Here is a 25491-nt window from a genome sequence, read left to right on the forward strand (position 1 = left end):
TCAGGCCAGCAGCCTGCGCCAGTCCTGCGTGTCGACGTCGAGGGTCACGAGCCGTTGCGTCGCGCGGGTGAGAGCCACGTACAGCACCCGCACCCCGCCGGGGGTCTCGGCGACGATCCCGTCGGGGGACAGGACCAGCACGCCGTCGTACTCCAGGCCCTTGGCCTGCAGCGCGGTCACGACGATGATGCGGGCCTCGAACTCGCGCAGTCGCGGGTCTGACATCACGAACAGCTGCACCTCGTTGAGGCGCGACGGCGGGCAGATGACGCCGATGGTGCCCTGGACCCTTGCCGCGAGCTCCAGCAGCTGCGCGCGCAGCCCGTCGTGGAGGCCCGCGGAGTCCGTGGCCGCGAGCAGCGGCTCGACGCCCGTGGAGCGGACCGCCCTCGGCAGCTCCGCCTCGGGGAAGACCTTGGTGACCACGCGGGCGGCGAAGTCGAAGACCTCGCTGGGGGAGCGGTAGTTGGTGCTGAGGGTGAACGTGCGGCGCGGGGCGTGGCCGATGAGCTCCTCGAGCGCCCGGGTGGTCTCCGCCTGGTCGGGGTAGGAACTCTGCGCCGGGTCGCCGACGATGGTCCACGACGCGTGCGGCCCGCGGCGGCGCAGCATCCGCCACTGCATCGGCGTGACGTCCTGGCCCTCGTCCACCAGCACGTGCGCGTAGGTGGACTGCGGGTCGTCGTCAGGGTCGACGACCTTCTCGGTGCGTAGCCGGTCGGCCATGGTGACGACCTCGGCCACGTTGCCGGTGAGGAAGAGGTCGGGCTCGGGATCGTCGGGTACCCGCCCGAGGACGGCGATCAGCTCGTCGAGCAGCGCGATGTCGGCGATCGACCAGCCGCGTGACTGGTCCGCGTCGTCGTCGCTCAGCCAGGCGTACGAGTCGACGAGCGCCGCCCGCTGCAGGGGGCTGAGCTCGGGGGCGACCTTCGCCGCGACGTCCGCGTCGGCCAGCCGCGCAAGCACCTGCGTCGCGGTCAGCGTCGGCCACCACGCGGGCAGGAACGAGCGCAGGCTCGGGTGGTCGCGCACCTGCTCCTCCAGTTCATCCCTCTCGATCGAGATCTCGGAGGGCAGCTTGCGCATCAGCGCGGTGACCACCTGGTCGGTCGCCATGGTGCGACCACGGTTCAGCTTGGTCGCGGACAGCACCTGGTCGCGGATCCGGTCCAACTCGCCCTTGTCGAGGCCGAGGACCTCGCCCTTGACGGTGACGCGGACGCGGTGCAGCGCGGGGTCGTCGCGCAGGGGGAGCCGCACGAGGCGGCGCAGGATCCTCAGCATCGCGAGGCTGCCCTTGACGGTGGCCGCCTCCGCCTCGTCGTAGCGCTCGCTGGTGATGCCGAGCACATCGCTGCCGACGCCACCGATGGCCTTCAGTACCACCGACTCCTCGCCGAGGCTGGGCAGGACCCGCTCGATGTAGTTGATGAAGACGTCCGAGGGGCCGACGACGAGCACGCCGCCCTTCTCCAGCCGCGCGCGGTTCGTGTAGAGCAGGTACGCGGCGCGGTGCAGCGCGACGACCGTCTTGCCGGTGCCGGGGCCGCCGGAGATGATCGTGACGCCGCGGTAGGGGGCGCGGATCGCCTCGTCCTGCTCGGCCTGGATCGTCGAGACGATGTCGCGCATCGTGCGCCCGCGGGCGCGGCTCAGCGCCGCCATCAGCGCGCCCTCGCCGAAGATGGGCAGGTCGGTCTCGGCCGACGAGTCGAGCAGGTCGTCCTCCAGCCCGATGACCTTGTCGTCGCGGCAGCGCAGCACGCGGCGGCGGACGACGCCCATCGGGGTGTTTGACGTGGCGCGGTAGAACGGCTCCGCGGCGGGCGCGCGCCAGTCGATGACCAGCGGCTCGTACTCCTCGTCGCGCACTCCGATGCGGCCGATGTAGCGCTTCTCGAGGTCGGTCAGGTCGATGCGGCCGAACACGAGCCCCTCGTGCTCGGCCTCCAGCGTCGCCATCCGCCTCGCGGCCTGGTAGGCGAAGGCGTCGCGTTCGAACAGAGCGGTGCCGTCCTCCTCGCGGAGGAAGTTCGTTCGATCCGACATGAAGATCTCGCGGCCCTGCCGGGCGAGCTCCTTGGCGCTGGCACTTGCGGTGGAGAGGTTGGCGTAGACCAGGTCGACGTGGGCCTGTTCCGCTGCGATCTCGCGGGCGAGATCTGCGCGTGAAGTAGACAAGGTGAGGCATCCCCCGGGTTCAGACAAGACAGTCAAGTCTAGCCATCTTCAGGCCGCGCGTGCGCGCGCCGCCGAATCGGGGGCGGGGGTTGACGGGGGCCGGCCTGGGTTCCCGGGGCCGACTAGGGCACAGTGGAGGGGCGACAGACCTCCCCGACACCGAGCGAAGTGATACCCGATGAGTGACAAGCCCGCCGCGATGAGTCCCCTCAAGGCGGTGGTCGTCGCCGTCGCCGCGGTGCTGATCGTCGTCTTCGCGATCGCCGCGCAGCGCCAGGTCGCGGCCACCGGCACCGCCGATGCCGCCCCTGCGGTCACCACGGAGGGGGCCGCCCCCGAGGCGACCGGCACGGCCGACGCCGAGCAGGAGGCGTACCGGAGGTGGCTGCTGACCGAGCTGCCGCGCCGCGAGGAGGGTGATCCGCTGGCCAGGGGCCGCGTCGACGCGACCATCGTGATGACCGAGTGGGCCGACTACCGCTGCCCCTACTGCTCGGTTTTCGCCGAGGAGACCCTCCCCGAGCTGCAGGGCTACGTCGACGACGGGACGCTGCGGATCGAGTTCCGCGACCTGGCGCTGTTCGGCGACGACTCCGTCTATGCGGCCGTCGCCGCGCGCGCCGCCGGCGAGCAGGGCAGCTACTTCGAGTTCCAGAGTGCGCTGTTCTCGGCACTACCGAACGACGGGCACCCCGACGTCACCGAGGAGCTCGTCACCTCCATCGCCGCGGGCCTCGGTCTCGATGCCGAGAGGTTCGTCGCAGACCTCGCCGACCCCGCCCTCGAGGAGGCCGTGCTGGCCGACACGCAGGAGGCGCAGGCCCTCGGGCTGACGTCCATCCCGTCGTTCGTGGTCGGCGGCAGCTACTTCACAGGGGCCCAGACCCTCGACTTCTTCCGGCAGGCCATCGAGGAGCAGGTCAGGCAGCCCTCCTGATGCTGATCGGTTACGCGGGCGCCTTCCTCGGGGGAGCCGCCGCCATCCTCAGCCCCTGCGCCGCACTGCTGCTTCCCGCCTTCTTCGCCTACGCGTTCGGAGAGGACCGATCCCGGCTGGTCGGCCGCACCGTTCTGTTCTGGGTCGGCACCCTTCTCACGCTCGTCCCGCTGGGGCTGGGCGCCGGGGCGCTCGGCTCGGCTCTGGCCGCGCACCGCGGCACGCTGACGCTGGTCGGTGGGGTTCTCCTGATCGTCTTCGGCCTGCTGCAGGCCCTCGGCGTGCCCCTCGCGGTCCCGGGTGTCGCCCGCCGCGGAGACCCGCGCGGTCCGCTCGGCGCGGTCCTGCTCGGCGCGACCTACGGGCTCGCCGGCAGCTGCACCGGCCCGCTGCTCGGCGCTGTGCTGACCGTCGCAGCCGTGAGCGGCAACGCGCTGTACGGCGCGGCGCTGCTGGCCTGTTTCGCCGCGGGGATGGTCGTCCCGCTGCTGGCGCTCGCGTGGGTGTGGGACCGCTGGCGGATCGGCGAGCGGCTGCGGCCGCGTCCGCTGCGCCTCGGGCCGCTGACCACCAGCTGGGTGCAACTCGTCTCGGGGGCCGCGTTCATCCTCGTCGGGGCGCTGTTCCTCGCCACCGACGCGACGGCCGCGCTCGGCGGCGTGCTGGACGCCTCGGCGCAGTACCGCCTCGAGGGGTGGCTGGGCTCGGTGGCAGGGGCGGTGCCGGACCTTGCGTTCCTGCTGGTCGTCGCGGCGCTCGGCGGCGTCGCGCTGTGGCGCTGGCGGGTCTGACCCCTCAGAGCGGGCGGGGCATCCTGAAGGCCACGTTGGTGGGGCGGGAGTCCTCGCCCGTCAGCCTCTCGTGCAGCTCGTAGACGGCCAGCGCCGCGCTGCCGAGCTGGGCCCAGGGCTCCGGCCCGGCCGGCGAGGCGGCCGAGGCGCGGAGCCTGCCGTCGGCCCCGACGATGGGGGTGCGTGCGAGCCACTCGGCGGCCGTCCGCGGGGCGGCCCCGTGACCCGTGCAGTCGAGGTCGACGGGGCCGTCGTCCCCGTCGACGATCCGCACCCCGCGCTCCGCGAGCCGCGCGATGAGCAGGTCCGCCAGGGCATCGTTGCCCCCGGGGGTCAGCCGCCAGCGGCCGAAGGTCCGCGAGACGGAGAGGGACAGGGCGGAGATCGCGGGGGCATCGGCGTCGGGTCCGCAGGCGAGCACCAGCTCCCGCAGGCCGCTGCCGAGGCGGCCGGCGACGTCGCCGAGGGACCTGTCGAGCCACAGCGACGAGCGCTGCTCCGCGGTGGTGACGGGGAGCGTCCCCTCGAGCGCGTGCCGCCGGAAGGCGACCATGACGTCGTCGAGGTCGTCCACGAGATCGCGCCAGCGGGCCGCCTCGTCCTCGCCGAGCTGGGCGCTCAGCGCCCGCCACTGCGCGCCGCGCTCCGTCGGCAGCTCCAGGCGGGTGCCGTCCGCGAGCGTGTGGACCTCGGCGGGGGCCTCGACGAGTTCGAGCCCGGCGCCGTTGAGTGCGGTGACCAGGTGCGCGCCCGTCTTCTTGAACAGGTCCCGCCAGGCCGCGGGCAGGAGAATCGCGTCGGGCAGGCTGGGCGGAGGGGCGCCGTCGGTGATCAGCGTCACGGCGTGGCCGAGTCTGGCCAGCCGGGCGGACGCGGCCATCCCCGCCAGTGTCATCCCGCTCACCCTCACCATGGCACCCGAGGATAGCCATGGCCGCGAAACGCTATGCGACAAGGGTCTTCGCCGAGAATGCCCGAGCTGGCGCGGTCTTGTCGGGGTCGGGATCTATAGTGGTTCTTCTACCGAACACCTGTTCGATTCAATGTGGACAGGGGAGACCAGGAGGCCGCCATGCGCATGTACGAGGACCCTATCTGTGTGCTGTTCGACGGGAGGCCACGGCAGTTCATCTGGCGCGACCGGCTGCTGCTGGTCAAGAAGGTCGAGTCCCGCTGGAGCCGGGCCACGGCGTGGTGGGAGGGCGAACGGGTCCGCGCCGCCCGTGGGGAGGAGGCCGCCGGCTCCGGAGGGGAGCTGGCGGCGGAGCGGGAGGTCTGGCGGGTGGAGGCGGGCAACGGCTGCCATCGCGGGGTCTACGAGCTCGCCCGCACCGTCGGCGACGAGGACTGGGTGCTGCAGGCGGTGTTCGACTGATGGACTTCGCACACCTGCGGGTGGCGTCGGGGTACTCGTTCCAGTACGGCGCCTCCCACCCTTCGCAGCTGGTCGCCGAGGCGGCCAGGTTGGGGATGGCCACGCTCGGGCTCACGGACCGCGGCGGCCTCTACGGCGCCGTCCGGTTCGCCAAGGCGTGCCTGCGCGGAGGTATCGCGCCGGTGGTCGGCGTCGATCTCGCCGTGCGCCCCGCCGGGTGGCGCCCGGCGCGGCGGGCGGCGGCGGCCCGCGGCGGGCAGCTCCGCGACGAGCGGCTGCCCCGCGCGGTGGTGCTGGCCTCGTCACGGGCCGGGTGGGGGACGCTGTGCGAGCTGATCACCGCGGCGCAGCTGACGGGGCAGCGCTCCGAGCCCGTCGTCACGCTGGAGACCGTGGCCGCGCACTGCGCCGGCCGCGACGTCACGGTGCTGCTCGGCGCCGACTCCGAGGTGGGCAGGCTGCTGCTCGCCGACGGGATGGACGGCGCGGCCGCCGAACTGCGTCGGTGGCGCGACGAGCTGGGCGGCTCGGTCGTGCTCGCCCCCACCAACCACCACACCGGCGGCCGGGGGGTCGCGTCGGCCCATCAGGCGGCCGGGCTGGTCGCGCTGGCCGACCGGGCCGGCGCGGGGGCGGTCCTCACCAACATGGTGCGGATGGCGCGCAGGGACCAGGCCCCCACCCTCGACGTGCTCGACGCGTCCCGTCGGCTCGTCCCGCTCGACGTGCGCAACATCGACCGTCGCAACGCCGAAGGCTGGCTCAAGCCCGCCGAGGCCATGCGCGTCGCGGCCGACGAGGCGGCCAGGCTCGCGGGTCGCGGCTCCGGGGAGTCCCTGCTGCGGGCCACGGTGGAGCTCGCGGAGCGCTCGGCACTCGACCCGGTCGGCGACGTCGGGCTCGGCGAGATCCGGCTGCCGGAGTTCGAGATTCTGGGCACCACCGGCGAGCTGGCCCCCGCCGCGCTGCGCGCCCGCTGCGAGGCCGGGCTGAACTCCCGCTACGGCGCCCCCGGCCGCGATGTGCTCGACCGCCTCGACGACGAACTCGCCGTCATCGGGCACCTCGGCTACGAGTCCTACTTCCTGACCGTCGCGGACGTCGTCGGCCTCATCCGCGGGCTGGGCATCCGGTGCGCCGCCCGCGGGTCGGGCGCCGGCAGCCTCGTCAACTACGCGCTGGGAGTCTCCGGCGTCGACCCGCTCGCCTACGGGCTGCTCCTCGAACGGTTCCTCTCGCCACTGCGGCAGGCGCTGCCCGACATCGACCTCGACGTCGAGTCCGCCCGCCGCACCGAGATCTACGACGAGATCCTGCGGCACTTCGGTGGCAGGCGGGTGGCGTGCGTCGCGATGATCGAGACCTACCGGGTGCGGCACGCGGTCCGGGACGTCGGCGCCGCGCTCAGCCTCGCCCCCGTGGAGATCGACGCCATGGCGAAGGCCTTCCCGCACATCCGTGCCCGCGACGCCCGCGCCGCGCTGCGGGACCTGCCGGAGCTGCGCGCCGCGGGCCTGGGGCAGGAACGCCTCGACGTCCTGTTCTCGCTGGTGGAGTCCCTCGACTCGCTGCCACGCCACATCGCCCTGCATCCGTGCGGCATCATCCTCAGCGACTCCTCGCTCGGGCAGCGGACCCCGCTCGAGGCCAGCTACGGCGGCTACCCGATGAGCCAGTTCGACAAGGACGACGTCGAGGACATCGGCCTCCTCAAGCTCGACGTGCTCGGCATCCGGATGCAGTCCGCGATGGCGCACGCGCTGACCGAGATCACGCGCACGGGCCTCGCCCGGCCCGACATCGACGACCTCGCGCCCTTCGACGACCCGGCGGTGTACGACATGATCGCCCACCGCGCCACGCTCGGCTGCTTCCAGATCGAGTCCCCCGGGCAGCGGGAGCTGGTTGGCAAGTTCGGCCCGGAGAACTTCCACGACATCATCGTCGACATCTCCCTGTTCCGCCCCGGCCCCGTCAAGTCCGACATGGTCACCCCCTTCCTGGACGCCAGGCAGGGCTGGGTCGAGCCGGACTACCTCCACCCCAGCCTCATCCCCGTGCTGGAGCAGACGTGCGGCGTCGTGGTCTTCCATGAGCAGCTGATCCAGATCATCTCCATCGTCACCGGATGCTCGCTCGCCCAGGGCGACGAGGTGCGCCGCGCGCTGGGCGACCCCGAGGGGCAGGAGCGGGTGAGGCAGTGGCTCTATCCGCTGGCCCGCGAGAGCGGCTACGCCGAGGAGACCATCGACCAGATCTGGTTCATCCTCTCCGCCTTCGCGTCCTTCGGGTTCTGCAAGGCCCACGCCGCCGCGTTCGCGCTGCCCACCTACCAGTCCGCCTGGCTGAAGCGGCACTACCCGGCGCACTTCCTCGCCGGCGTCCTGACGCACGACCCGGGCATGTACCCCAAGCGTCTCCTGCTCGAGGAGGCGCGGCGCCTCGACCTCGCGGTGCTCGGCCTGGACATCAACCGCAGCGTCGGGCAGTACCGCGCCGAACGGGCAGCCGGGGACGAGGGCTGGGGGATCAGGCTGGCGCTGGCCGACGTGAAGGGCATCGCCGCCGACGAGATCGAACGGATCGTCGCCGGGCAGCCCTTCGTGTCGCTCAGCGACTTCTGGGCCCGTGCGGGAGCCGCGGCCCCCGTCGTCGAGAACCTCATCCTGGCAGGGGCCTTCGACTCCCTCTACGGCATCGGGCGCCGCGCGGACGTGGCCCGCCGCGGGCGGATCACGCGCCGCGACCTGCTGCTCGCGCTGGCCGACCTGCAGCGCGCCCGTCGGGCCGACGAGCGGGCGTCCGGCCGCGCGCGCGGCCGCCGCGCACTGCCGGCGCCCGGCGACGACCCGGCCGAGCGTGCCCGCGCGCAGCGGAAGGCCGCGGACCGGGTCGCGCAGTCGGTGCAGGGTGTCCTCGACTTCGGCGACGGCTCCGCCGACCCCACCGCGGACGTCGTCGCCACCGGGCTGCCCGAGATGGACGACGAGGAGCGGCTGAGGGCCGAGCTGGAGATCCTCGGGCTCGACGCGTCCGCGCACATCATGGAGCGCTACCTGCCGCTGCTCAGGGCGCTCGGCGCGGTCAGCTCACGGACGCTGCTCGACCAGCGCAACCGTTCCGAGGTACTGGTCGCCGGCGTGAAGGTCGCGACCCAGACCCCTCCCGTCCGCTCCGGTCGTCGCGTGATCTTCCTCACGCTCGACGACTCGACGGGCCCGGTCGACACCACCTTCTTTGAGGACGTGCAGGGGCCGTACGCGGCCACGGTGTTCGATACCTGGCTGCTGCTCGTACGGGGGCTGGTCCGCCGCACCGGGGCGCGTGGGGTCTCGATCAGGGCCACGGGGGCCTGGGACCTCGGCGCCCTCGACCGGGCCTGGCGCGACGCGCTCGGACGGGGCCTCGGCGAGGCCGGGGCGCTCGCCGCGGTGCACGACATCCTCGCCGAGGTGCCACAGGGGTACTCGCTCGTCGGCACCTGGGAGCAGGACGATCGGGCCACGGCGCCGGCCGCGGAGCAGGGCGCCTCGGCCGGCGACCCGGCCCCCGAGGGCTTCGAGCCGCCGCCGGACCCGCTGCACGCCACCCGCGCGGGCGGCATGGGGCGCCGTCGGGTGCTCGTACACGCCAGCGGCTTCACCCAGTCGCCGTACGCCGACGTCAAGCCGTCCGGCACCGGAGCGGCCGAGGCGCCGCGCAAGCTGTGGCATTCCAGCCCGGGAAGCTCAGGGAGATGAGATGACACTGATCGCACACGTCGACATGGACGCGTTCTACGCCTCGGTCGAGATGGCGAGGCACCCGGAGCTCCGGGAGGTGCCGATGTTCGTCGGCGGCTCCACGCGGGGCGTGGTGCTGTCGGCCAACTACCCTGCCCGCCGGTACGGCATCGCGGGAGGCATGCCGTCGAGCCGGGCCCGCAGGCTCTGCCCGCAGGTCGCCGTCGTGCCGCCGGACTTCGACCACTACGGGGAGGTCTCCGCCGGCATCGAGGAGATCTTCGACACCGTGACGGACCGCGTCGAGATGGCCTCGATCGACGAGGCCTTCCTCGACCTGACCACCGCCATGCGCAGGCTCGGCGGGGACCCGGACGAGGTCGCGGCCGGCCTCCGCGCGCAGATAGCCGACGAGCAGGGCGTGCCCTGCTCGGTGGGCATGGGGCCGAGCAAGTTCATCGCCAAGCTCGCCTCCAACCATGCCAAGCCCGACGGCATGCTGCGGGTGCCTGCCTCCGACGTCGTCTCGTTCCTGCACCCGCTGCCCGTCGAGGCCATCTGGGGGGTGGGGGAGGCGACGGCCACCAAGCTGCACCGCCTGGGGCTCGACACCGTCCGCGACATCGCCAGCACGCCGAGGGCCACGCTGTGCCGGGCGCTCGGGGACACGCAGGGGGCCCTGCTGTACGACCTCTCCTGGGGACGCGACGACCGCTCGGTGCTCGCCCGCGAGCCTGCCGAACACAGCGTCGGGTCGCAGGAGACGTTCGGTCACGACACCGACGACGCGGACCTGGTCGCCACCGAGATCCTGCGGATGGCGGAGCGGACGGCCTCCCGGATGCGCGCACAGCAGATGGTGGGCCGGACCGTCACGCTGTCGGTCAGGTTCGCCGACTTCACCACCATCACCCGCACCGGGACGTTGCCCGCCTACACCGACAGGACGAACGACATCCACGCCGAGGCCATGCGGCTGTTCCGCCGGCTCAATCTGCAGCGGGCCCGGATCCGGCGGGTCGGCGTGCGGGCCGAGAAGCTCGTGCCGAAGTCCGTCACGTACGAGCAGCCGGCGCTCGACGACCCGGCCCGCGGCTGGGGGGAGGCCGATGCCGCGACGGACAACCTCGTGCTGCGGTTCGGCCCGCACGCCCTCCGGCGTGCCCGCCTGACGCGCCGCCCTGCGGTGACAACCGGCGCGGAGTAGGGGCGGAGCGCGGCACGGGGGATTAACACGCGAAGCGTCAACCGTTAAGCGGCCGACACGCGATCGCAACCTTTGCCCGGTTGGATCGAGCCATGAAGCTGCTCATCCTGGCTCCAGCAACCCACTACGAACAAGGCTGGTTCGGCGAACTGCTGACCGGGCTCGCGGAGAACACGGTGCGGGCGGCCGCGGACGACGGCTGGAGCACCACCCTGCTCGGCCTGCAGGACTGCAGCGACCACGACTGGCACGCGGCGCTGGCGGACACGGACGCCGTCGTCCTGCTCGGGGGGCACGACGTGGACCCCCGGTACTACGGAGGACGCGCCGAGTACCCCGGCTCGGGGGACCACCTTGCGACGGCGGACCGCCGGTCGCTGGCCGTCATCCAGGCCTGCCACGCCGACCGCATCCCGCTGCTGGGCATCTGCCGCGGGCTGCACCTGCTCAACGTCGCCTTCGGCGGAACGCTCGAGCCTCATCTGACCAATGCCGACGAGCACCGCGTGGCAGACGGCCAGGGTGAGATGCTCCGCCACGACGTCGACGTGCTGCCCGGGACGTGGCTGGCCGACGCCGTCGGCGCGGAGCACCTCGTGGTCTGCAGTGGACATCACCAGGCCGTCCGCACGTTGGGCGACGGGCTGCGCGCGTCCGCCTGGGCGCGCCACGACGGGCTGATCGAGGGCATCGAGCACCCGGCGCGGGCGATGGTGGGGGTGCAGTGGCACCCCGAGGCAACCGACGCGGACCCCGCGCAGCTGGCGTCGCTGCTCGCGTGGCTCGAGGCCCAGGTGCGCGAGGGGGCCTAGTTGTCGCCGCCCTCCTGGCGGCGGCGCCAGCGCTCCTCGAGTCGGTCCATGAAGTCTGAGGTCGGCTCCTGTGACGGCGTCGGCTTCGAGGGGCCGGCCGACGGCCTGGCCGGCTGGCCGCCGTCGCCGACCCGGCGCCAGGAGCCGATCCCGACGAGGGCGGAGGCCAGCATCACGAGGAACCCGAGGACGCTGACGGTCCAGTGCACCTGGACGCCACCGAGCAGGACCAGAATGCCGAGCACGAACCCCAGGCCGGCGAAGGCGGCCCTGCGGCGGTGCACGCGGACCTCGGCGTTGCCGCTCAGCGTGTCCGCGAGCTTCGGGTCCTCAGCCATGAGGGACGCCTCAAGCTGCTCCAGCAGCTTGCGTTCCTGTTCAGAAAGCGCCATGGGGTCCCCCTATCGGGTTGTGGTGCATTCGATTCTATGTTGCCGCGCAACCAGGAGAAGCCTACCCTCGCCGCCCCATGAGCATGGAGGCAGGCAGGAACCTGGCCAGCAGCCGACGGCGCATCGGCACCGCGCGCGCGACCGCGCCGAGCACGGTGGAGACCAGCTCCGCGGGGGGCGGAGACTCGCCGTCGCGGGCGAAGCGGCTCCGCTCGACCAGGGCCGCCAGGGAGCGCAGCGCGGCCGCCCCCTCCGGTGCGAGCCGCCCGGCAGCGACGGCCGCCGCCGGCACGGGAGACCCAGACGGCCAGTCGAGGCCATGGTCGAGGTAGGTGGCACGCACCTCATCCCAGGCTCCGTCCGCGGCCGTGGCGGCGGGCAGAGAGTGGGCGAGCCGTCGCCGCCGCTGGACGACCCGGGCGACGCCCGGCGCCACGAGCAGCGCCAGCACGGCAAGCGCCGCGAAGACCCCGGCACCGTTGCCGCGGCCGGACGGCTCGTCCCCCGTCGCGACTCCTGGTGCCGTCGGCTCGGCCGTCGGCTGCCCCGGCTCCGGGGTGGCCTCGGGCTGCGTCTCCTCCGGCGTCGGCTCGGCGCTCGGTTCCTCCTGTGGCCCGGTGGTGCCGGAGGTGCCGGCCGGTCCTGAGAAGGCGGGGGTCGGCTCGAAGGGGACCCAGCCGAGACCCTCGAGGTACAGCTCCGGCCAGGCGTGCGCGTCATGCGCCGTCACCTCGAAGGTACCCGGGGAGGTCTCGTCGCCGGGCGCGAAGCCGACGGCGATGCGCGACGGGATGCCGGCCATCCTGGCCAGTACTGCCATGCCCATCGCAAAATGCACGCAGTAGCCGGAGCGATCGGTGAGGAGGAAGTTGCTGATGGTGCCGAGCCCGGTGGAGGCGGGGGCGGACAGCGAGTACTCGAAGCGGTTGGAGCGCAGGAAGTCCTGGATGGCCAGCGCGGCCGCCCCGTCGGTGTCGTCGGCTGTCGCCAGGATGGAGTCGAGGAGCTGCTGCACGCCGTCGTCGAGTCCGTCGGGGATCTCGGTCGTGACGGCGGGGACGCCGGAGCCAGCGGAGGCCTGCGCGATCTCGTCGCGCGTCGGGTCCGGCTGCCGCGCCGTGGCGGTGTAGGTCAGCCCGACGCTCTGCTGCGCCCGCTCAGGCCCGGATGCGACGATGCTGAGCGTCTCGGGGTCGAAGGCCCAGGTGCCGGCGGCGCTGATGGAGCGCGGCGCGAACGGGACGGGCAGGTAGTCCGACGGCACCGCCATCTCGACGGTGACAGAGACGTCCTCGCCGGGGTAGGGGGAGGCGCTGCCCAGACCGAAGCGGCTCAGCGTCATCGGCACCAACTGCGCGCCGTCGGACGTCAGCTGCGTGAGCGCGACGGTGCGCAGGTAGGTGGGCCGACCCGTGTCGGAGGTGTAGGTCAGCACCCGGGCGTCGATCGGGCGGCGCAGGTCCCGGTCCAGCTGCAGGGTGGGGTCGGCGAGCTGGATCGGGCCGCTGGACCCGGGCTCCTGCCAGGCCTGCTGATTGCCCAGTGGCACGACGGCCGAGACGCCGAGCGCCAGCGCGGCCGCGGTCAGGCCGGCGACGCACGCGGTCACGGCCCGTGAAGCATGGAAGGCCAGCAGCCGCAAGGCCCCGCCTGCGGCGTCTCGGCCCATGGGCGTGGCGACCAGCAGGACGATGATGTAGGCGGCGATCACGGGGAGGGCGTAGAGCCACGGCACGTCCCCGAGCAGGATGAGGGCGGCGATGCCGAACACCAGGCCCAGCGGGACGATGGACCAGCCCGGCTGCTCGAGGGAGTCGGCCAGCAGCTGGACCATGAGCAGCAGCACGGCCGTCAGCAGCAGGCACAACCATGCGACCCCGTCGGTGATCTGGAGTGGCGCGGCGCCGGTGCGGATCGCCGATACGCCATCCAGCGTGAGCGACCTGAGTGCCTCGAGTGGCGTTCCCGGGCCGGCGAGCGTCAGCCCGCGCCACAGGAGCACCCCGACGACGGCGACCCCCTGCGCGACGAAGATCGCACCGCGCGGCAGCCGCAGCAGGCTCAGCAGGCTCCCGACCGCCGCCGACGCCACGATCAGCGGCACCGCGGCCGTCAGGAGGCGCTGCCCGTCCAGCATCGCGCCCAGCGGCACCAGCGACAGCCACACGGCCGCCGCGATCGCGACGTGGCCGACCCAGCGGTGCCTCATGTCGTCGCCCTCCGCCACGCGTCCGCCACGCCCGTGCGGGGGCCGTACAGCTCCACGGTCCACCCGTGGTTGCGCAGGAGGCGGAGCGCATCCGCGTGCTCTCCGGGCTCTCCGCCCCAGGCCTCGACGTCGGGGGCCAGCGCCACCCTGCTGAGCGCCCTGGTCCCGGCCGCGGCAAGGGCCGCCGCGTCGTGGGCCGTGAGCCTGCCGGTCGCGGCGACGATGGTGGCGGACGCGCCGAGCAGCTGGGGGTCCGCGACGGCCGCGCCGAGCCACGTCTCCTCGGAGGAGGTGAGGTCCGTCATGGCCTCGAGTACCAGCTGGAGGGCGGCCTCGCCGAGCGTATGGCCGGGGTCGCAGGCCAGCCCGGCGGGCGACACGATCGTGAGCCGGTGCCGGCCCTCGGTGAGCTGCGCGGCGACCGACGTGACGGCGGAGACTGCCCATTCCAGTGAGGAGCCCGGACCCTGCCCGAAGTGCGCGCCCGTGCGGGTGTCGACGACCAGTGTGCTCGACGGGTCCCACGGGTGCTCCTCGAGCCGGACCATGAGGTCGCCCTGTCGGGCCGTCATCTTCCAGTGCACCCGTCGCAGGTCGTCTCCGTGGCGGTGCTCGCGTACCAGCACGTCGTCGCTGCCCGCCTGCCCGATCCGCTGGGGGGTGGCGTCGGCTGCGCCGAGGCGGGGGCTGGCCGTGAGCGAGCCGAGGCGCCACAGATGCGGGGTCACGCGCAGCGAGGTGGCGGGCCCCTCGGCCGCGACGCGGATCCGGGCCAGCGCGAGCGCGTCGGTGGCCTCGGCGGCGAGTGGACCGATTTGGTAGCGGCCCCGCTGGGTCGTGGCGATCGTGTAGCCGACGTCCTGCCGCCACGAGCCGAAGCCGCGGGCGATGCCGAACCGTGCGCCGTCGCCCAGCGCCGCCGGCGCGTGGTCGGTGAAACGCAGGGCGGCGGCCTGCGTCGTGGAGGCGCTGCGGATCTCGACGACCACCCGCGCCGACTCGCCGATCGCGACCGTCGCGGGCTCGACGGTGCGACGGTGCGTGATGCGGGGCGGGTCGAGGGTGAGGTGAGCGAGGCTCAGCAGCGGCAGGAACACCGGAACGGCGGTCACCCAGATGAGGTCGCGCTCCCCGGCGATAGCGGCCCCGGCCGTCGCGACGAGCCCGATGACCACCATTGCCCAGCCGCGGCCGGTCAGCCGCGCCCCGCGTGCCACGCGGTCACCGCCGCTCTGGCAGCGGGATGGCGGCGACGGCGGCCCGGATGATGGCCGCCGGCTGTCTGCGGGCCACCTGCGCCTCGACAGTGGGGAGGATGCGGTGGGCGAGGACATCGACGGCCAGCGCGGAGACGTCCTCGGGGATGACGTAGTCGCGGCCGGAGAGGGCGGCCACCACCCGCGAGGCGCGCAGGAGGTGCAGGCCGGCGCGCGGGCTGGCGCCGAGCCTGAGGTCGGGGTGGTGGCGGGTGGCGTCGACGATTGAGACGATGTAGTCGTTGATGACGGGCGCCACGTAGACCGCGCGCACCGCGCGGATGGCGGCGGTCACCGTCGCCACGTCCGTGACGGGGTGCACGGCGGCCAGCTCGTCGCCGCCGGCGTGGTGCGCCAGCATCGCCACCTCGGCCCTGCGGTCGGGGTAGCCCATCGTGATGCGCGCCATGAAGCGGTCGCGCTGCGCCTCGGGCAGGGGGTAGGTCCCCTCCATCTCGATGGGGTTCTGCGTCGCGATCACCATGAAGGGCTCGGCCAGCGGATAGGTGGTGCCGTCGACGGAGACCTGGCTCTCGGCCATGGCCTCCAGCAGCGCCGACTGCGTCTTCGGCGAGGCCCGGTTGATCTCGTCGCCGAGCACGACGTTGGCGAAGATGCCGCCCTTCTTGAACTCGAACTCCCGCGTCGACTGGTTGAACACCGACACGCCGGTGACGTCGGAGGGCAGCAGGTCCGGCGTGAACTGGATGCGCCGCACGTCGCCGGCGATGGACCGTCCCAGCGCCTTCGCCAGGACGGTCTTCCCGACGCCCGGCACGTCCTCGATCAGCAGGTGACCCTCGGCGAGGAGGACGGTGACGGCCATCCTGAGCTGCGCCTGCTTGCCCTCGATCACGCGGGCCATCTCGTCGGTGATGCGGTTGGCGAGGAGTGCCACTTCCGGCAGCGACGGCGTCGGGATCTGGTCCACCAGGGCTCCTTAGAAAAGTACTGCGGCGCGCCCAGCCTACCGAGCGGCCGCCTCGGCGCGGCCCCGCGCTTTCTCCGTGAACTGGGGATCCGGTGACGGAAGGGGTGGGCGAGTGGAGGGAAGTGGGGTAATGTGGGGGCAAATGGAGGGGATTGGGCGGTGTTGGGAGCAGAAAGGGGGCCCGATCGATGTTTCTCGGTACGTACTCGCCGAAGCTCGACGACAAGGGCCGCCTCATCGTGCCCGCCAAGTTCCGTGACGCTTTCGCCGACGGGCTGGTCATGACCAAGTCCCAGGAGCACGCGCTCGCGGTGTACCCCCAGGCTGACTTTCTGAACAAGATGTCGAACCTCGCCTCCGCCCCCAACACCCTGAGGCAGGTCCGCAGCTATCAGCGCATGGTGATGGCCGCGGCCAGCGACGACAGGCTCGACTCCCAGGGCAGGGTCACCATTCCTCCCCACCTGCGTGCCTATGCGGGGCTGGAGCGGGACGTCGTGGTGATCGGGGCGGGTGACCGTGCCGAGATCTGGGATGCCGAGACGTGGAACAGGTACGCCGAGGAACAGGAGTCGGACTTCTCAGACATGGACGGAGAGTTCACGGCCTTCACGGGCACGTGAACCCGCCCGGTGGTTTCCGGCCGGTCCCGGCCCTGACATCACTTCCCCGATGTCAGGCCCGGTCCGGAAGGAAACCAGCGGGCGGTACGAGACGCACAAGCAAGGCGAGCGAAGGATCGAGGCGGATGACAGGGTTCACCGACGTTCACGATCCGGTCATGATCGACCGGATCGTCGAGCTGCTCAGCCCTGCCCTGCAGCGGCCCGGGGCGGTCTATGTGGACGGCACCCTCGGCCTGGCGGGCCACGCCAGCGCCATCCTGGCCGCGAACCCCGAGGCGAGGCTCGTCGGCATCGACCGGGACCCCGACGCCCACGAGGTGGCCAGGGAGCGGCTGGGGGCCCTCGCGGACCGGGCGACGCTCGTGCAGGCGGTCTACGACGAGCTGCCGGACGTGCTCACCGACCTCGGCATCGGCAGAATCGACGCCATCCTGCTGGACCTCGGGCTCTCGTCTCTGCAGATCGACCGCACCGAGCGGGGCTTCGCCTACCGTGTCGACGCGCCGCTGGACATGCGGATGAACCCCACGCAGGGGTCGACCGCGGCCGATGTGCTCAACACCTACTCCGCCGGCGAGCTGGCCCGCATCCTCAAGTGGTACGGCGAGGAGCGGTTCGCGGACCGCATCGCACGTGCGGTCGTCGCGGCGCGCGAGGACGCGCCGTTCGACCGCTCCGGCAGGCTCGTCGACGTCATCTCCTCCGCGATCCCTGCCGCCGCCCGCCACACGGGCGGCCATCCGGCCAAGCGGACCTTCCAGGCCCTGCGCATCGAGGTCAACCGTGAGCTCGCGGCGCTGGAGGGCGTCCTCCCGGCTGCCGTGGCCGCGCTGGCCGTCGGCGGGCGGTTCGCTGTGCTCAGCTACCACTCCCTCGAGGACCGCCTCGTGAAACGCACCTTCGCAGCGGGCGCGGCCGACCGCGCGCCGCGGGACCTGCCCGTGGTGCCGGAGAACCTGCGGGCCGAGCTGCGCCTCCTCACGCGGGGCGCCGAGCGGCCGGGCGCCGAGGAGACCGCGACCAACCCACGAGCAGCGTCGGCGCGGCTGCGTGTCGCCGAGCGGATCAGGGAGGCCTCATGAGTGCGGAGCTGATCGAGCATCTCGACGCCCCCGGGCGCGCCGGGCGGAGGAGACCGAAGCTGAGCGTCGTGCAGACGCCCACCGCGACGGTCTCCACGCTGGGCTTCGTCGGGATCATCCTCGGGCTCATCACGCTCGGGCTCGGCGCGGTCATGGTGGTCAGCACCTCCGTGGGCGCGCAGTCCCGCGAGCTGACCGCCCTGCGCAGGGAGGCCACCGAGCTCGGCTACGAGACGGCGGCGCTCACGTCGCAGCTGCAGCGGCTGTCCAGCGCGAGCGCGCTCGCGATGCGCGCCACCGAGCTCGGCATGGTGCCCAACCCCTATCCGGCCTTCATCAACCTCGGCGACAGCTCCGTCACCGGCGATCCCACCCCCGTGACGGGCAAGGAGATGCCCTTCCTGCGCGGCTCCAGGTCGGCGGCGGACGAGGCGAGCGTCCCGGTCACGACGACCACCACGACGACCGACGGGGAGGCCGAAGATGCGGACACCGGGGACCTCAGCGTGGCAGACGAGACGAGCGAGGAGAGCCTGATAACGTCGGCGGCCGACGACGCCACGCAGGAGGACCAGTGACCCAGCGACGAGGCCCCGCGAAGCCGACCTCGCGGTCCGCCTCGGCCAGGCCTGCCCCCCGCAAGGCATCCGCCCCGCGCCGCTACCGCAAGTCCGTCCGCCTCGCGGTGGGTCGGACGACGGTGCGGATCCGCGTCTTCCTGGTCGTCGTGATGCTCGTGCTGGCCGTCGGAGCCGGGCGCGCCGTCCAGCTGCAGGGCATCGACTCGCAGGCCTACGCCGCGCAGGCGGCCGACAAGACGAAGTCCACCCGCACCCTGCCCGCGACCCGCGGGTCAATCACCGACCGCAACGGCGTCGTGCTCGCCACCACCGAGCCCGCCATGATCGTCTCGATCGACCCGGACATGGTCCGCACCAACGGCGCCGACAAGCGCTACGCGATGAGCGAGCGCAAGCAGGAGGAGGCCGCGGCGGCACCCGAGGCCGTCGCCGACCTGCTCGTCAAGCATCTCGGCGGCCGGAAGCAGGACTACCTCGACGCCATCGCGACCGAGAACTCCCGCTACAAGGTGATCGCCCGCAAGGTCCCGGCCGCCACCTTCACCGCGCTGAAGGCCGACCTCCAGCTCGGCATGGACGGTGACGGCTCGCGCCCCTGGTACGGCGTGTTCGGCGACTCCGACCCGATCCGCGTCTACCCGAACCGCACTGTCGCCTCCAACATCGTCGGCTTCGTCAACGGCGAGGGCGTCGGCGCCTCCGGCCTGGAGTACGCCCTGGACGATGACCTGGAGGGCACCGCCGGCTCGATGATCTACGACTCCTCGACGTACGGCACCATCCCGCTCGGCACGAGCATCTCCGAGCCCGCGGTCGACGGCGCCAGCTACGAACTCACGATCGACTCCGACCTCCAGTGGATGGTCGAGCAGTTCCTCGCGGAGGGCATGGACCAGGCCGGCGCGAAGACGGGCATGGCCGTGGTCATGAACGCGAAGACCGGGGAGGTCCTCGCTCTCGCCAACGGTCCGAGCTTCGACTCATCCAACCCCGGCAGCGCCGACGCCGAGGACCTCGGCAACCGTGCCGTCACGCAGGCCTACGAGCCCGGCTCCGTCGAGAAGGTGCTCACCATGGCGGCGCTGGCCGACCAAGGGCTGGTCACCCCCACCACGAAGGTCGTCGTGCCCGCCCGCATCGCGTCGGGCGACGGCTACGTGCGGGACTCCTTCGAGCACGGCACCATCAACCTGACCGCGGCCGGCATCATCGCGCAGTCGTCCAACATCGGCACCATCCAGCTGTCGAGGCAGATGGACAAGGTCACGCTGGCGGGCTACCTGAAGAAGTTCGGGCTCGGGACCCGCTCCGGTATCGGCCTGCCCGGCGAGACCTCGGGAAGCGTGCCCGCCGACGACATGGCGGACTACACGCGTGACCAGATCTCCTTCGGCCAGGGCCTCAGCGTCAACGCGGTGCAGATGACCGCCGCCGTCGCGGCCGTGGTCAACGGCGGCGTCTACCACCAGCCCACCATCATCGCCTCGGCGACGGCCGCCGACGGCACCGAGATCGCCCTCGACGAGCCGACGGAGCGCCGGGTCATCTCCGAGGAGGCCTCCTCGATGGTGCTGGAGATGATGGAGTCCGTCGTCACCCTCAACGAGAACCGGTCCATCCCCGGCTACCGCACCGCTGGCAAGTCCGGCACCGCGCAGCGCTTCGACTCCGACTGCATGTGCTACAACGGCTTCACGTCCTCCTACGTGGGCGTCGCCCCCGTCGAGGACCCGCAGCTCGTCGTCTACGTCGTGCTCGACCAGCCCACCAACGGCAACCTCGGATCGCGGCTCGCGCTGCCGGTCGTCAACAACATCCTCAAGATGGCGCTGCCGCGCTACAACGTGGCACCCTCGACGACCGACCCCTACGACACCCCGCTGACGTTCGACTGATGGATAGCTTGCTTCGCCCGACCACCCCGCGGCGTGTTCCGCTGCTCAGCCTGACCGACGGCCTCGGCCTGCGCGGCGATACCTCCGCCACCGCAGACGTCACCGGCATCACGCAGGACTCGCGTTCCGTGCGCCCCGGCTGGCTCTACGTCGGGCTCCCTGGCACCCGCATGCACGGCGCCTCCTTCGCGGAACAGGCCGCCGCGGCAGGCGCCGCCGCGATCCTCACCGACCCCGAGGGCGAGGCGTTGGCACGCGAGGCGGGCATCCCCGTGCTGGTCGCCGCCGACGTGCGCCACGCCATGGCCGTCGTCGCCGCCCGCACGTTCGGCGACCCGGCGGAGTCGATGACGATGCTGGGCGTCACCGGCACGAACGGGAAGACCACCACCGTCGCGCTGCTGCAGGCGGGCCTCGCGCGCGCCGGGCAGCTGGCCGGCACCATCGGCACGATCGGCTTCCGGCTCGGCGTCGACGAGATCCGCTCGTCGCGTTCCACCGTCACGACTCCCGAGTCCCCGGACCTGCAGGCCCTGCTCGCCGTGATGGCGGAGCGGGGCGCGGACGCGGTCGCGCTCGAGGTCAGCTCGCACGCCCTGGCACTGTCTCGGGCCGACGGCATCGTCTTCGACGCGGTCGGCTTCCTGAACCTCGGCCGCGACCACCTCGACTTCCACCATTCGATGGAGGAGTACTTCGAGGCGAAGGCGCGGCTCTTCGAACCCGGCCGCGCCCGGGTCAGCGTCATCTGGGTCGACGACCCCCGCGGGGCCGAGCTCGCCGACCGCGTCCGCGCGCACGGCGCCAGCCGGCTGGTGACGGTCGGCTCCGGCGGCGACGTCGACTACCTCCTCAGCGGCTACCGGGACCTGCCGGCCCTCGCCGGCGCGGCGACCATCACGCGCGGCGGGGAGCAGATCGAGCTGAGGCTGTCGCTGCCCGGCCGCTACAACATGATCGACGCGGCCGTGGCGCTCGCCATGCTCGAGGCCGTCGGGGTGCCCACGGCGACCGCGGTCGAGGGCCTCGGCGCGGCGCAGGTGCCCGGCCGCATGCAGCGCGTCGACCTGGGCGACGGCGCGCCGCTCGTCGTCGTGGACTTCGCACACACCCCGCAGGCCGTCGGCGCGGCCGTCGAGTCGCTGGCCGTCGAGGGCGACGTCATCACCGTCATCGGCTGCGGCGGCGACCGCGACGCGGCGAAGCGCCCAGAGATGGGTGCGGCGGCGGCCCGCGGCAGCGTCCTGACCATCATCACCGACGACAACCCCCGAACCGAGGATCCCACCGTCATCCGGGCGCAGACCCTCGACGGTGCCAGGGCCGTGCCGGGCGCCCACGTCCTGGAGGTGCCGGGCAGAAGGGCGGCCATCGCGGAAGCGTTGCGCAGGGCCCGCCCCGGTAGTGTGGTGGCGATTCTCGGAAAGGGACACGAGCGCGGCCAGATCCTGGCCGACGCGACAGTGGACTTCGACGATGTGGAGGAGGCCGCTGAGCAGTGGCGCCGCCTGGGAGAGGAAGGAACCCCGCATGCGTGCGACAACCGTGGCTGAGCTCATCGAGCTGATGCAGCCGGCCGAGGTAGAGCTGGTGGGCGATGACGGACCCGTCGGCCCCGATGTCGTCATCGACAGCCGGGCCGCCACCGACGGCGCGCTGTTCGTCGCGATCGCCGGCGAGCACGTGGACGGACACGACTTCGCGCGCCCCGCCGTCGAGCGCGGCGCCGGCGCGGTGCTCGGCACCCACCTGACTGACGCGGACGTCCCGCACATCCTGGCCCAGGATCCCGTACGCGCGCTCAGCTGGGTCGCCCGCGGGGTCGTCAGACGCGAGCGGGCCCGCGGCATGGTCAGCGTCGGCATCACCGGAAGCTCCGGCAAGACCAGCACGAAGGACCTTCTCGCGCAGGTCCTCGAGGCCGCCGGCCCCACCGTCGCCCCGCTCGGGAGCCAGAACAACGAGATCGGTGTTCCGCTCACCGCCTGCCGCGTCGACTCCGAGACCCGCTTCCTCGTCTCTGAGATGGGCGCGCGCGGCGTCGGTCACATCGCGTGGCTCACGTCGCTGGTCGGACTCGACATCGGTGTCTGCCTCAACGTCGGTCAGGCACACGTCGGGGAGTTCGGCAGCCTTGAGGTCACCGCCGCCGCCAAGAGCGAGATCGTCGCGGACCTGCCCGCCGAGGGGTGGGCCGTGCTCAACGCCGACGACCCGCGCGTCACCGCCATGGCGGCCCTCACCTCGGCGCGGGTCGCCTGGTTCGGGGAGGGCGACCTCCCGGACGGGGACCTGAGGGTCACCGCGCGGGGCGTCACCCTCAACCCCCTGTCGCAGGCCTCCTTCGAGCTCGTCGCACGCTTCGCGGGCCAGGCGGAGCACTCCGTCGGCGTCCAGCTGGGGGTCATCGGCCGCCACCAGGTTGCCAACGCGCTCGCCGCCGCGGCAGCCGCGCTCGCCGCCGGCCTCGACCTGGCCACCGTCGGCGCCGCACTCTCCTCGGCGACCACCCGGTCGCAGTGGCGCATGGAGCTCCGGCCACGCCCCGACGGCGTGCTCGTCCTCAACGACGCCTACAACGCCAACCCCGACTCCATGGCCGTGGCGCTCAACACCGCCGTCGAGCTGGTCGCGGGCAGCCGCGCCGAGCACCCCACGGCGCGGGCCGTCGCCGTGCTCGGCGACATGCTCGAACTCGGCCCCACCGCGGCCGACCTGCACGAGGAGCTCGGCAGGCGGGCCGCCGACGCGGGCATCAGCGAGGTCGTCGCCGTCGGCGAGTTCGCCGCCCGCATCGTCTCCGGCGCCCTCGAGGGCGGGGTCCCCGCCCGCGAGAGCCTCCGTGACGACGTGGCGGCCTCGTTGTCGCTGTCGCCCGGAGACGTCGTGCTGATCAAGGCATCCCGCGGGGTCGGGCTGGAGAAAGTGGCGGCGAACCTCGTCGTCCGGGACGGAGCCGCATCGTGATCAACATCCTGCTCACGGGCGGGCTGTCCATGCTCTTCGCGCTGGTCGGCACCCCCCTGCTCATCTCGTTCCTGACGAAGCGCCACTACGGCCAGTTCATCCGCGAGGACGGCCCCACGGCGCACTACGTCAAGCGCGGCACCCCCACCATGGGCGGCCTGGTCATCCTCGGCTCGGTGCTGCTGTCCTACACGCTCGTGCATCTGATCCGATGGCAGGCCCCGAGCCTCTCCGGCCTGCTGGTCCTCGGGCTGGCCACCTCCATGGCCTTCCTCGGGTTCCTCGACGACTGGGCCAAGATCTCCAAGGAACGCAGCCTCGGCCTCACACCCCGCGGCAAGCTGATCGGCCAGGGCGTCATCGGCATCGTCTTCGCGGTCGTCGCGCTCAACTTCCCTGACGCGCGCGGGCTGACGCCGGCGTCCCCCTCGATCTCCTTCCTGCGGGACATCTCCTGGCTGACGCTGCCGCTCCTGCTGGCGGTCGTCTTCATCGTGTTCCTGATCGCTGCCTGGTCCAATGCCGTCAACATCACCGACGGGCTGGACGGGCTCGCGGCCGGAAGCGCGACGCTCGTGTTCGCCGCCTACACGATCATCAACATCTGGCAGTTCAACCAGTGGTGCGGCAGGCTCTCCACCGCAGGCCCCCGCTGCTACGAGGTCCGCGACCCCAACGACCTCGCCGTCGTCGCCATCGCCTTCACCGCCGCCTGCTTCGGGTTCCTGTGGTGGAACGCCAAGCCGGCGAAGATCTTCATGGGCGATACCGGCTCGATGGGCATCGGTGCCGCGCTGGCCGGCCTGTCGGTCATGACCCGCACCGAACTGCTGCTGGTCGTCCTCGGACTGCTGTTCGTGATCGAGGTCGGCTCGGTCGCGCTGCAGGTGTCGTACTTCAAGGCAACAAAGGGCAAGCGCATCTTCAAGATGAGCCCGATCCACCACCACTTCGAGCTGATCGGGTGGCAGGAGGTCACGGTCGTGATCCGCTTCTGGATCATCTGCGGGCTGTGCGTGGCGCTCGGCATCGGAATCTTCTACGCCGAATGGGTGGTCGGACAGTGACTCTCGACTGGATCAACACCGCCGACCGGACGTCGCCCTGGCCCGAGGCCCAGGCCGTCGTCGCCGGGCTCGGCGTCTCCGGCTTCGCGGCTGCCGACGGGCTGATGTCTCTCGGAGCACGCGTCGTCGTGCTCGACGAGTCCGAGGCGCATGCCGACAAGGCCACGCTGCTGGAGCACCTCGACGTCACCGTCAGGCTCGGCAGGGGGGTCACGGCCGAGCTTCCTCCCGGCACCGACCTGGTCGTCACCTCGCCGGGCTGGCGACCCACCGCGCCCCTGCTGCAGCAGGCGCGCGCCGCGGGCATCCCCGTCTGGGGGGAGACCGAGCTCGCCTGGCGCATGCAGCAGCCCGACCGCGCCATCCCGTGGCTCGGCATCACCGGCACCAACGGCAAGACCACCACCACGCAGATGGTCGAGTCGATCCTCCGCGCCGACGGCAGGAAGGTCGCCGCCGTCGGCAACATCGGCCGCCCCATCGTGGAGGCCGTCCTCGACGACGTCGAGTACGACGTGTTCGCCGTCGAGCTCTCCAGCTTCCAGCTGCACTGGATGAACAACGTCCACCTGCACTCCGCCGTGGTCCTGAACCTGCACGAGGACCACCTCGAGTGGTACGCCTCCGAGCCCGACGGCATGGCCCGCTACGCGGCGGACAAGGCCAAGATCTACGACGGCGTCACCGACGCGTGCGTCTACAACGTCGACGAGCCCCTGACGGAGGAGATGGTCGAGGGGGCAGACGTCGTCGAGGGCGCCCGCGCCATCGGCTTCACGACCGGCATCCCCGACATCTCGATGGTCGGCGTCGTCGACGACCTCATCGTCGACCGCGCCTTCGTCCCGCAGCGCCGCACCTCCGCGCTCGAGCTGGCGAAGGTCTCCGACGTGCACCCGTTCGCGCCGCACAACGTCGCCAACGCCGTCGCCGCCGCCGCGCTGACCCGCAGCCTCGGCGTGGCCCCACGCTCGGTCTCCGAGGGTCTGCGTAACCTGCACCTCGCGGGCCACCGCATCTCCACGGTGGCCGTCGCTGACGGCGTCACGTGGGTCGACGACTCGAAGGCCACCAACCCGCACGCCGCAGACGCGGCCATGCAGGCCTACGAGTCGTTCGTGTGGATCGCGGGCGGGCAGGCGAAGGGCACCAGCTTCGACGCGTTGGTCGAGAGGTTCGCCTCCCGCATGCGCGGGGCCGTCGTGATGGGCGTCGACCGCGAGATGATCGCGGACGTCCTTGCCCGACACGCGCCGGATGTCCCCGTCCGCGTCCTCGACGACACGCACACTTCAGTGATGGACGAGGTGGTCGCGTTGGCCGGGGCCATGGCCGGGCCGGGCGACACCGTGCTGCTCTCCCCGGGCTGCGCGAGCCTCGACATGTTCGACGGCTACGCGGACCGGGGGGACCGGTTCGTGGAGGCGGTCAACCGGTACCTGTCCTGACGAGAAGGG

Annotated in this window: 20 protein-coding genes; 14 read left to right on the forward strand and 6 right to left on the reverse strand. The window is 72.3% G+C overall.

The window, feature by feature from the left end; translation table 11 throughout:
- Complete coding sequence (locus QH948_RS04565; RefSeq protein WP_281145698.1) at nt 1–2184, reverse strand: HelD family protein; 2184 nt, start codon at nt 2182–2184, stop codon at nt 1–3.
- A 178-nt stretch (nt 2185–2362) separates the two neighbouring features.
- On the opposite strand from QH948_RS04565, the gene QH948_RS04570 reads away from it, so the two are divergent.
- Complete coding sequence (locus tag QH948_RS04570; RefSeq protein WP_281145699.1) at nt 2363–3121, forward strand: DsbA family protein; 759 nt, start codon at nt 2363–2365, stop codon at nt 3119–3121.
- Complete coding sequence (locus QH948_RS04575; RefSeq protein WP_281145700.1) at nt 3121–3912, forward strand: cytochrome c biogenesis CcdA family protein; 792 nt, start codon at nt 3121–3123, stop codon at nt 3910–3912. Before QH948_RS04570 ends, QH948_RS04575 begins: the two co-directional genes overlap by 1 nt.
- Nucleotides 3913–3916: 4 nt before the next feature.
- Here the strand turns inward: QH948_RS04575 and QH948_RS04580 are convergent, their stop codons facing one another.
- Nucleotides 3917–4807, reverse strand: coding sequence for a hypothetical protein (locus QH948_RS04580; RefSeq protein ID WP_281145701.1), 891 nt, complete (start codon nt 4805–4807; stop codon nt 3917–3919).
- A gap of 177 nt (nt 4808–4984) precedes the next feature.
- Here QH948_RS04580 and QH948_RS04585 point away from each other — a divergent pair, with 177 nt between their 5' ends.
- The 4 genes from QH948_RS04585 to QH948_RS04600 all read left to right on the forward strand — a co-directional run bounded on the left by QH948_RS04585 (nt 4985) and on the right by QH948_RS04600 (nt 11028).
- On the forward strand, nt 4985–5287 hold the full coding sequence (locus QH948_RS04585) for a DUF6504 family protein (protein ID WP_281145702.1): 303 nt from the start codon (nt 4985–4987) through the stop codon (nt 5285–5287).
- A complete protein-coding gene (locus QH948_RS04590) occupies nt 5287–9027 on the forward strand; it encodes a DNA polymerase III subunit alpha (RefSeq protein ID WP_281145703.1) in 3741 nt (1246 codons plus the stop codon). The genes QH948_RS04585 and QH948_RS04590 overlap by 1 nt, the downstream gene beginning before the upstream one ends.
- Before the next feature lies 1 nt (nt 9028).
- Nucleotides 9029–10216, forward strand: coding sequence for a DNA polymerase IV (dinB, locus tag QH948_RS04595; RefSeq protein ID WP_281145704.1), 1188 nt, complete (start codon nt 9029–9031; stop codon nt 10214–10216).
- Nucleotides 10217–10308: 92 nt separating this feature from the next.
- Nucleotides 10309–11028 (forward strand): gamma-glutamyl-gamma-aminobutyrate hydrolase family protein, encoded by a 720-nt coding sequence (locus QH948_RS04600; protein ID WP_281145705.1) that lies wholly within the window; start codon nt 10309–10311, stop codon nt 11026–11028.
- Here the strand turns inward: QH948_RS04600 and QH948_RS04605 are convergent.
- The 4 genes from QH948_RS04605 to QH948_RS04620 form a co-directional block, all read right to left on the reverse strand.
- Nucleotides 11025–11420, reverse strand: a complete 396-nt coding sequence (locus QH948_RS04605) for an SCO2097 family morphological protein (protein WP_281145706.1) — start codon at nt 11418–11420, stop codon at nt 11025–11027. The two genes, QH948_RS04600 and QH948_RS04605, sit on opposite strands and share 4 nt — an antisense overlap.
- Nucleotides 11421–11481: 61 nt before the next feature.
- Complete coding sequence (locus QH948_RS04610; RefSeq protein WP_281145707.1) at nt 11482–13629, reverse strand: transglutaminase TgpA family protein; 2148 nt, start codon at nt 13627–13629, stop codon at nt 11482–11484.
- On the reverse strand, nt 13626–14846 hold the full coding sequence (locus tag QH948_RS04615; protein ID WP_281145708.1) for a DUF58 domain-containing protein: 1221 nt from the start codon (nt 14844–14846) through the stop codon (nt 13626–13628). Before QH948_RS04615 ends, QH948_RS04610 begins: the two co-directional genes overlap by 4 nt.
- A gap of 4 nt (nt 14847–14850) precedes the next feature.
- A complete protein-coding gene (locus QH948_RS04620) occupies nt 14851–15750 on the reverse strand; it encodes an AAA family ATPase (protein ID WP_281146138.1) in 900 nt (299 codons plus the stop codon).
- Nucleotides 15751–16004: 254 nt separating this feature from the next.
- On the opposite strand from QH948_RS04620, the gene mraZ reads away from it, so the two are divergent.
- The 8 genes from mraZ (at nt 16005) to murD (ending at nt 25482) form a co-directional block, all read left to right on the forward strand.
- Nucleotides 16005–16439, forward strand: coding sequence for a division/cell wall cluster transcriptional repressor MraZ (mraZ, locus tag QH948_RS04625; protein WP_219080522.1), 435 nt, complete (start codon nt 16005–16007; stop codon nt 16437–16439).
- Nucleotides 16440–16564: 125 nt separating this feature from the next.
- Entirely contained in the window at nt 16565–17524 is a 960-nt protein-coding gene (gene rsmH, locus QH948_RS04630; RefSeq protein ID WP_281145709.1) for a 16S rRNA (cytosine(1402)-N(4))-methyltransferase RsmH, read from the forward strand.
- A complete protein-coding gene (ftsL, locus tag QH948_RS04635) occupies nt 17521–18102 on the forward strand; it encodes a cell division protein FtsL (RefSeq protein WP_281145710.1) in 582 nt (193 codons plus the stop codon). Before rsmH ends, ftsL begins: the two co-directional genes overlap by 4 nt.
- Before the next feature lie 152 nt (nt 18103–18254).
- Nucleotides 18255–20000: a peptidoglycan D,D-transpeptidase FtsI family protein gene (locus QH948_RS04640; RefSeq protein ID WP_348634950.1), complete on the forward strand. Its 1746-nt coding sequence runs from the start codon at nt 18255–18257 to the stop codon at nt 19998–20000.
- Complete coding sequence (locus tag QH948_RS04645; protein ID WP_281145712.1) at nt 20000–21553, forward strand: UDP-N-acetylmuramoyl-L-alanyl-D-glutamate--2,6-diaminopimelate ligase; 1554 nt, start codon at nt 20000–20002, stop codon at nt 21551–21553. Before QH948_RS04640 ends, QH948_RS04645 begins: the two co-directional genes overlap by 1 nt.
- Nucleotides 21531–22967, forward strand: a complete 1437-nt coding sequence (locus tag QH948_RS04650) for a UDP-N-acetylmuramoyl-tripeptide--D-alanyl-D-alanine ligase (protein ID WP_281145713.1) — start codon at nt 21531–21533, stop codon at nt 22965–22967. Before QH948_RS04645 ends, QH948_RS04650 begins: the two co-directional genes overlap by 23 nt.
- Nucleotides 22964–24034 carry a phospho-N-acetylmuramoyl-pentapeptide-transferase gene (gene mraY / locus QH948_RS04655; RefSeq protein ID WP_281145714.1) on the forward strand — a complete coding sequence of 357 codons (1071 nt, stop codon included), beginning with the start codon at nt 22964–22966 and terminating at the stop codon, nt 24032–24034. Before QH948_RS04650 ends, mraY begins: the two co-directional genes overlap by 4 nt.
- A complete protein-coding gene (gene murD / locus QH948_RS04660; RefSeq protein WP_281145715.1) occupies nt 24016–25482 on the forward strand; it encodes a UDP-N-acetylmuramoyl-L-alanine--D-glutamate ligase in 1467 nt (488 codons plus the stop codon). The genes mraY and murD overlap by 19 nt, the downstream gene beginning before the upstream one ends.
- The last annotated feature ends 9 nt before the right edge of the window (nt 25483–25491 follow it).

The organism is Tessaracoccus lacteus, from assembly GCF_029917005.1.
Classification (GTDB): domain Bacteria; phylum Actinomycetota; class Actinomycetes; order Propionibacteriales; family Propionibacteriaceae; genus Arachnia; species Arachnia lactea.

Bases quoted from the DNA above. Each gene is read 5' to 3' on its own strand.
- QH948_RS04570 (WP_281145699.1), top strand. From the start codon at position 2,363: ATGAGTGACAAGCCCGCCGCGATGAGTCCCCTCAAGGCGGTGGTCGTC.
- dinB (WP_281145704.1), top strand. From the start codon at position 9,029: ATGACACTGATCGCACACGTCGACATGGACGCGTTCTACGCCTCGGTC.
- QH948_RS04600 (WP_281145705.1), top strand. From the start codon at position 10,309: ATGAAGCTGCTCATCCTGGCTCCAGCAACCCACTACGAACAAGGCTGG.
- QH948_RS04575 (WP_281145700.1), top strand. From the start codon at position 3,121: ATGCTGATCGGTTACGCGGGCGCCTTCCTCGGGGGAGCCGCCGCCATC.
- QH948_RS04610 (WP_281145707.1), bottom strand. From the start codon at position 13,629: ATGAGGCACCGCTGGGTCGGCCACGTCGCGATCGCGGCGGCCGTGTGG.
- QH948_RS04645 (WP_281145712.1), top strand. From the start codon at position 20,000: ATGGATAGCTTGCTTCGCCCGACCACCCCGCGGCGTGTTCCGCTGCTC.
- QH948_RS04620 (WP_281146138.1), bottom strand. From the start codon at position 15,750: ATGGCCCGCGTGATCGAGGGCAAGCAGGCGCAGCTCAGGATGGCCGTC.
- mraZ (WP_219080522.1), top strand. From the start codon at position 16,005: ATGTTTCTCGGTACGTACTCGCCGAAGCTCGACGACAAGGGCCGCCTC.
- QH948_RS04650 (WP_281145713.1), top strand. From the start codon at position 21,531: ATGCGTGCGACAACCGTGGCTGAGCTCATCGAGCTGATGCAGCCGGCC.
- QH948_RS04605 (WP_281145706.1), bottom strand. From the start codon at position 11,420: ATGGCGCTTTCTGAACAGGAACGCAAGCTGCTGGAGCAGCTTGAGGCG.
- rsmH (WP_281145709.1), top strand. From the start codon at position 16,565: ATGACAGGGTTCACCGACGTTCACGATCCGGTCATGATCGACCGGATC.
- QH948_RS04585 (WP_281145702.1), top strand. From the start codon at position 4,985: ATGCGCATGTACGAGGACCCTATCTGTGTGCTGTTCGACGGGAGGCCA.
- ftsL (WP_281145710.1), top strand. From the start codon at position 17,521: ATGAGTGCGGAGCTGATCGAGCATCTCGACGCCCCCGGGCGCGCCGGG.
- murD (WP_281145715.1), top strand. From the start codon at position 24,016: ATGGGTGGTCGGACAGTGACTCTCGACTGGATCAACACCGCCGACCGG.
- QH948_RS04640 (WP_348634950.1), top strand. From the start codon at position 18,255: ATGCTCGTGCTGGCCGTCGGAGCCGGGCGCGCCGTCCAGCTGCAGGGC.
- QH948_RS04590 (WP_281145703.1), top strand. From the start codon at position 5,287: ATGGACTTCGCACACCTGCGGGTGGCGTCGGGGTACTCGTTCCAGTAC.
- QH948_RS04580 (WP_281145701.1), bottom strand. From the start codon at position 4,807: ATGACACTGGCGGGGATGGCCGCGTCCGCCCGGCTGGCCAGACTCGGC.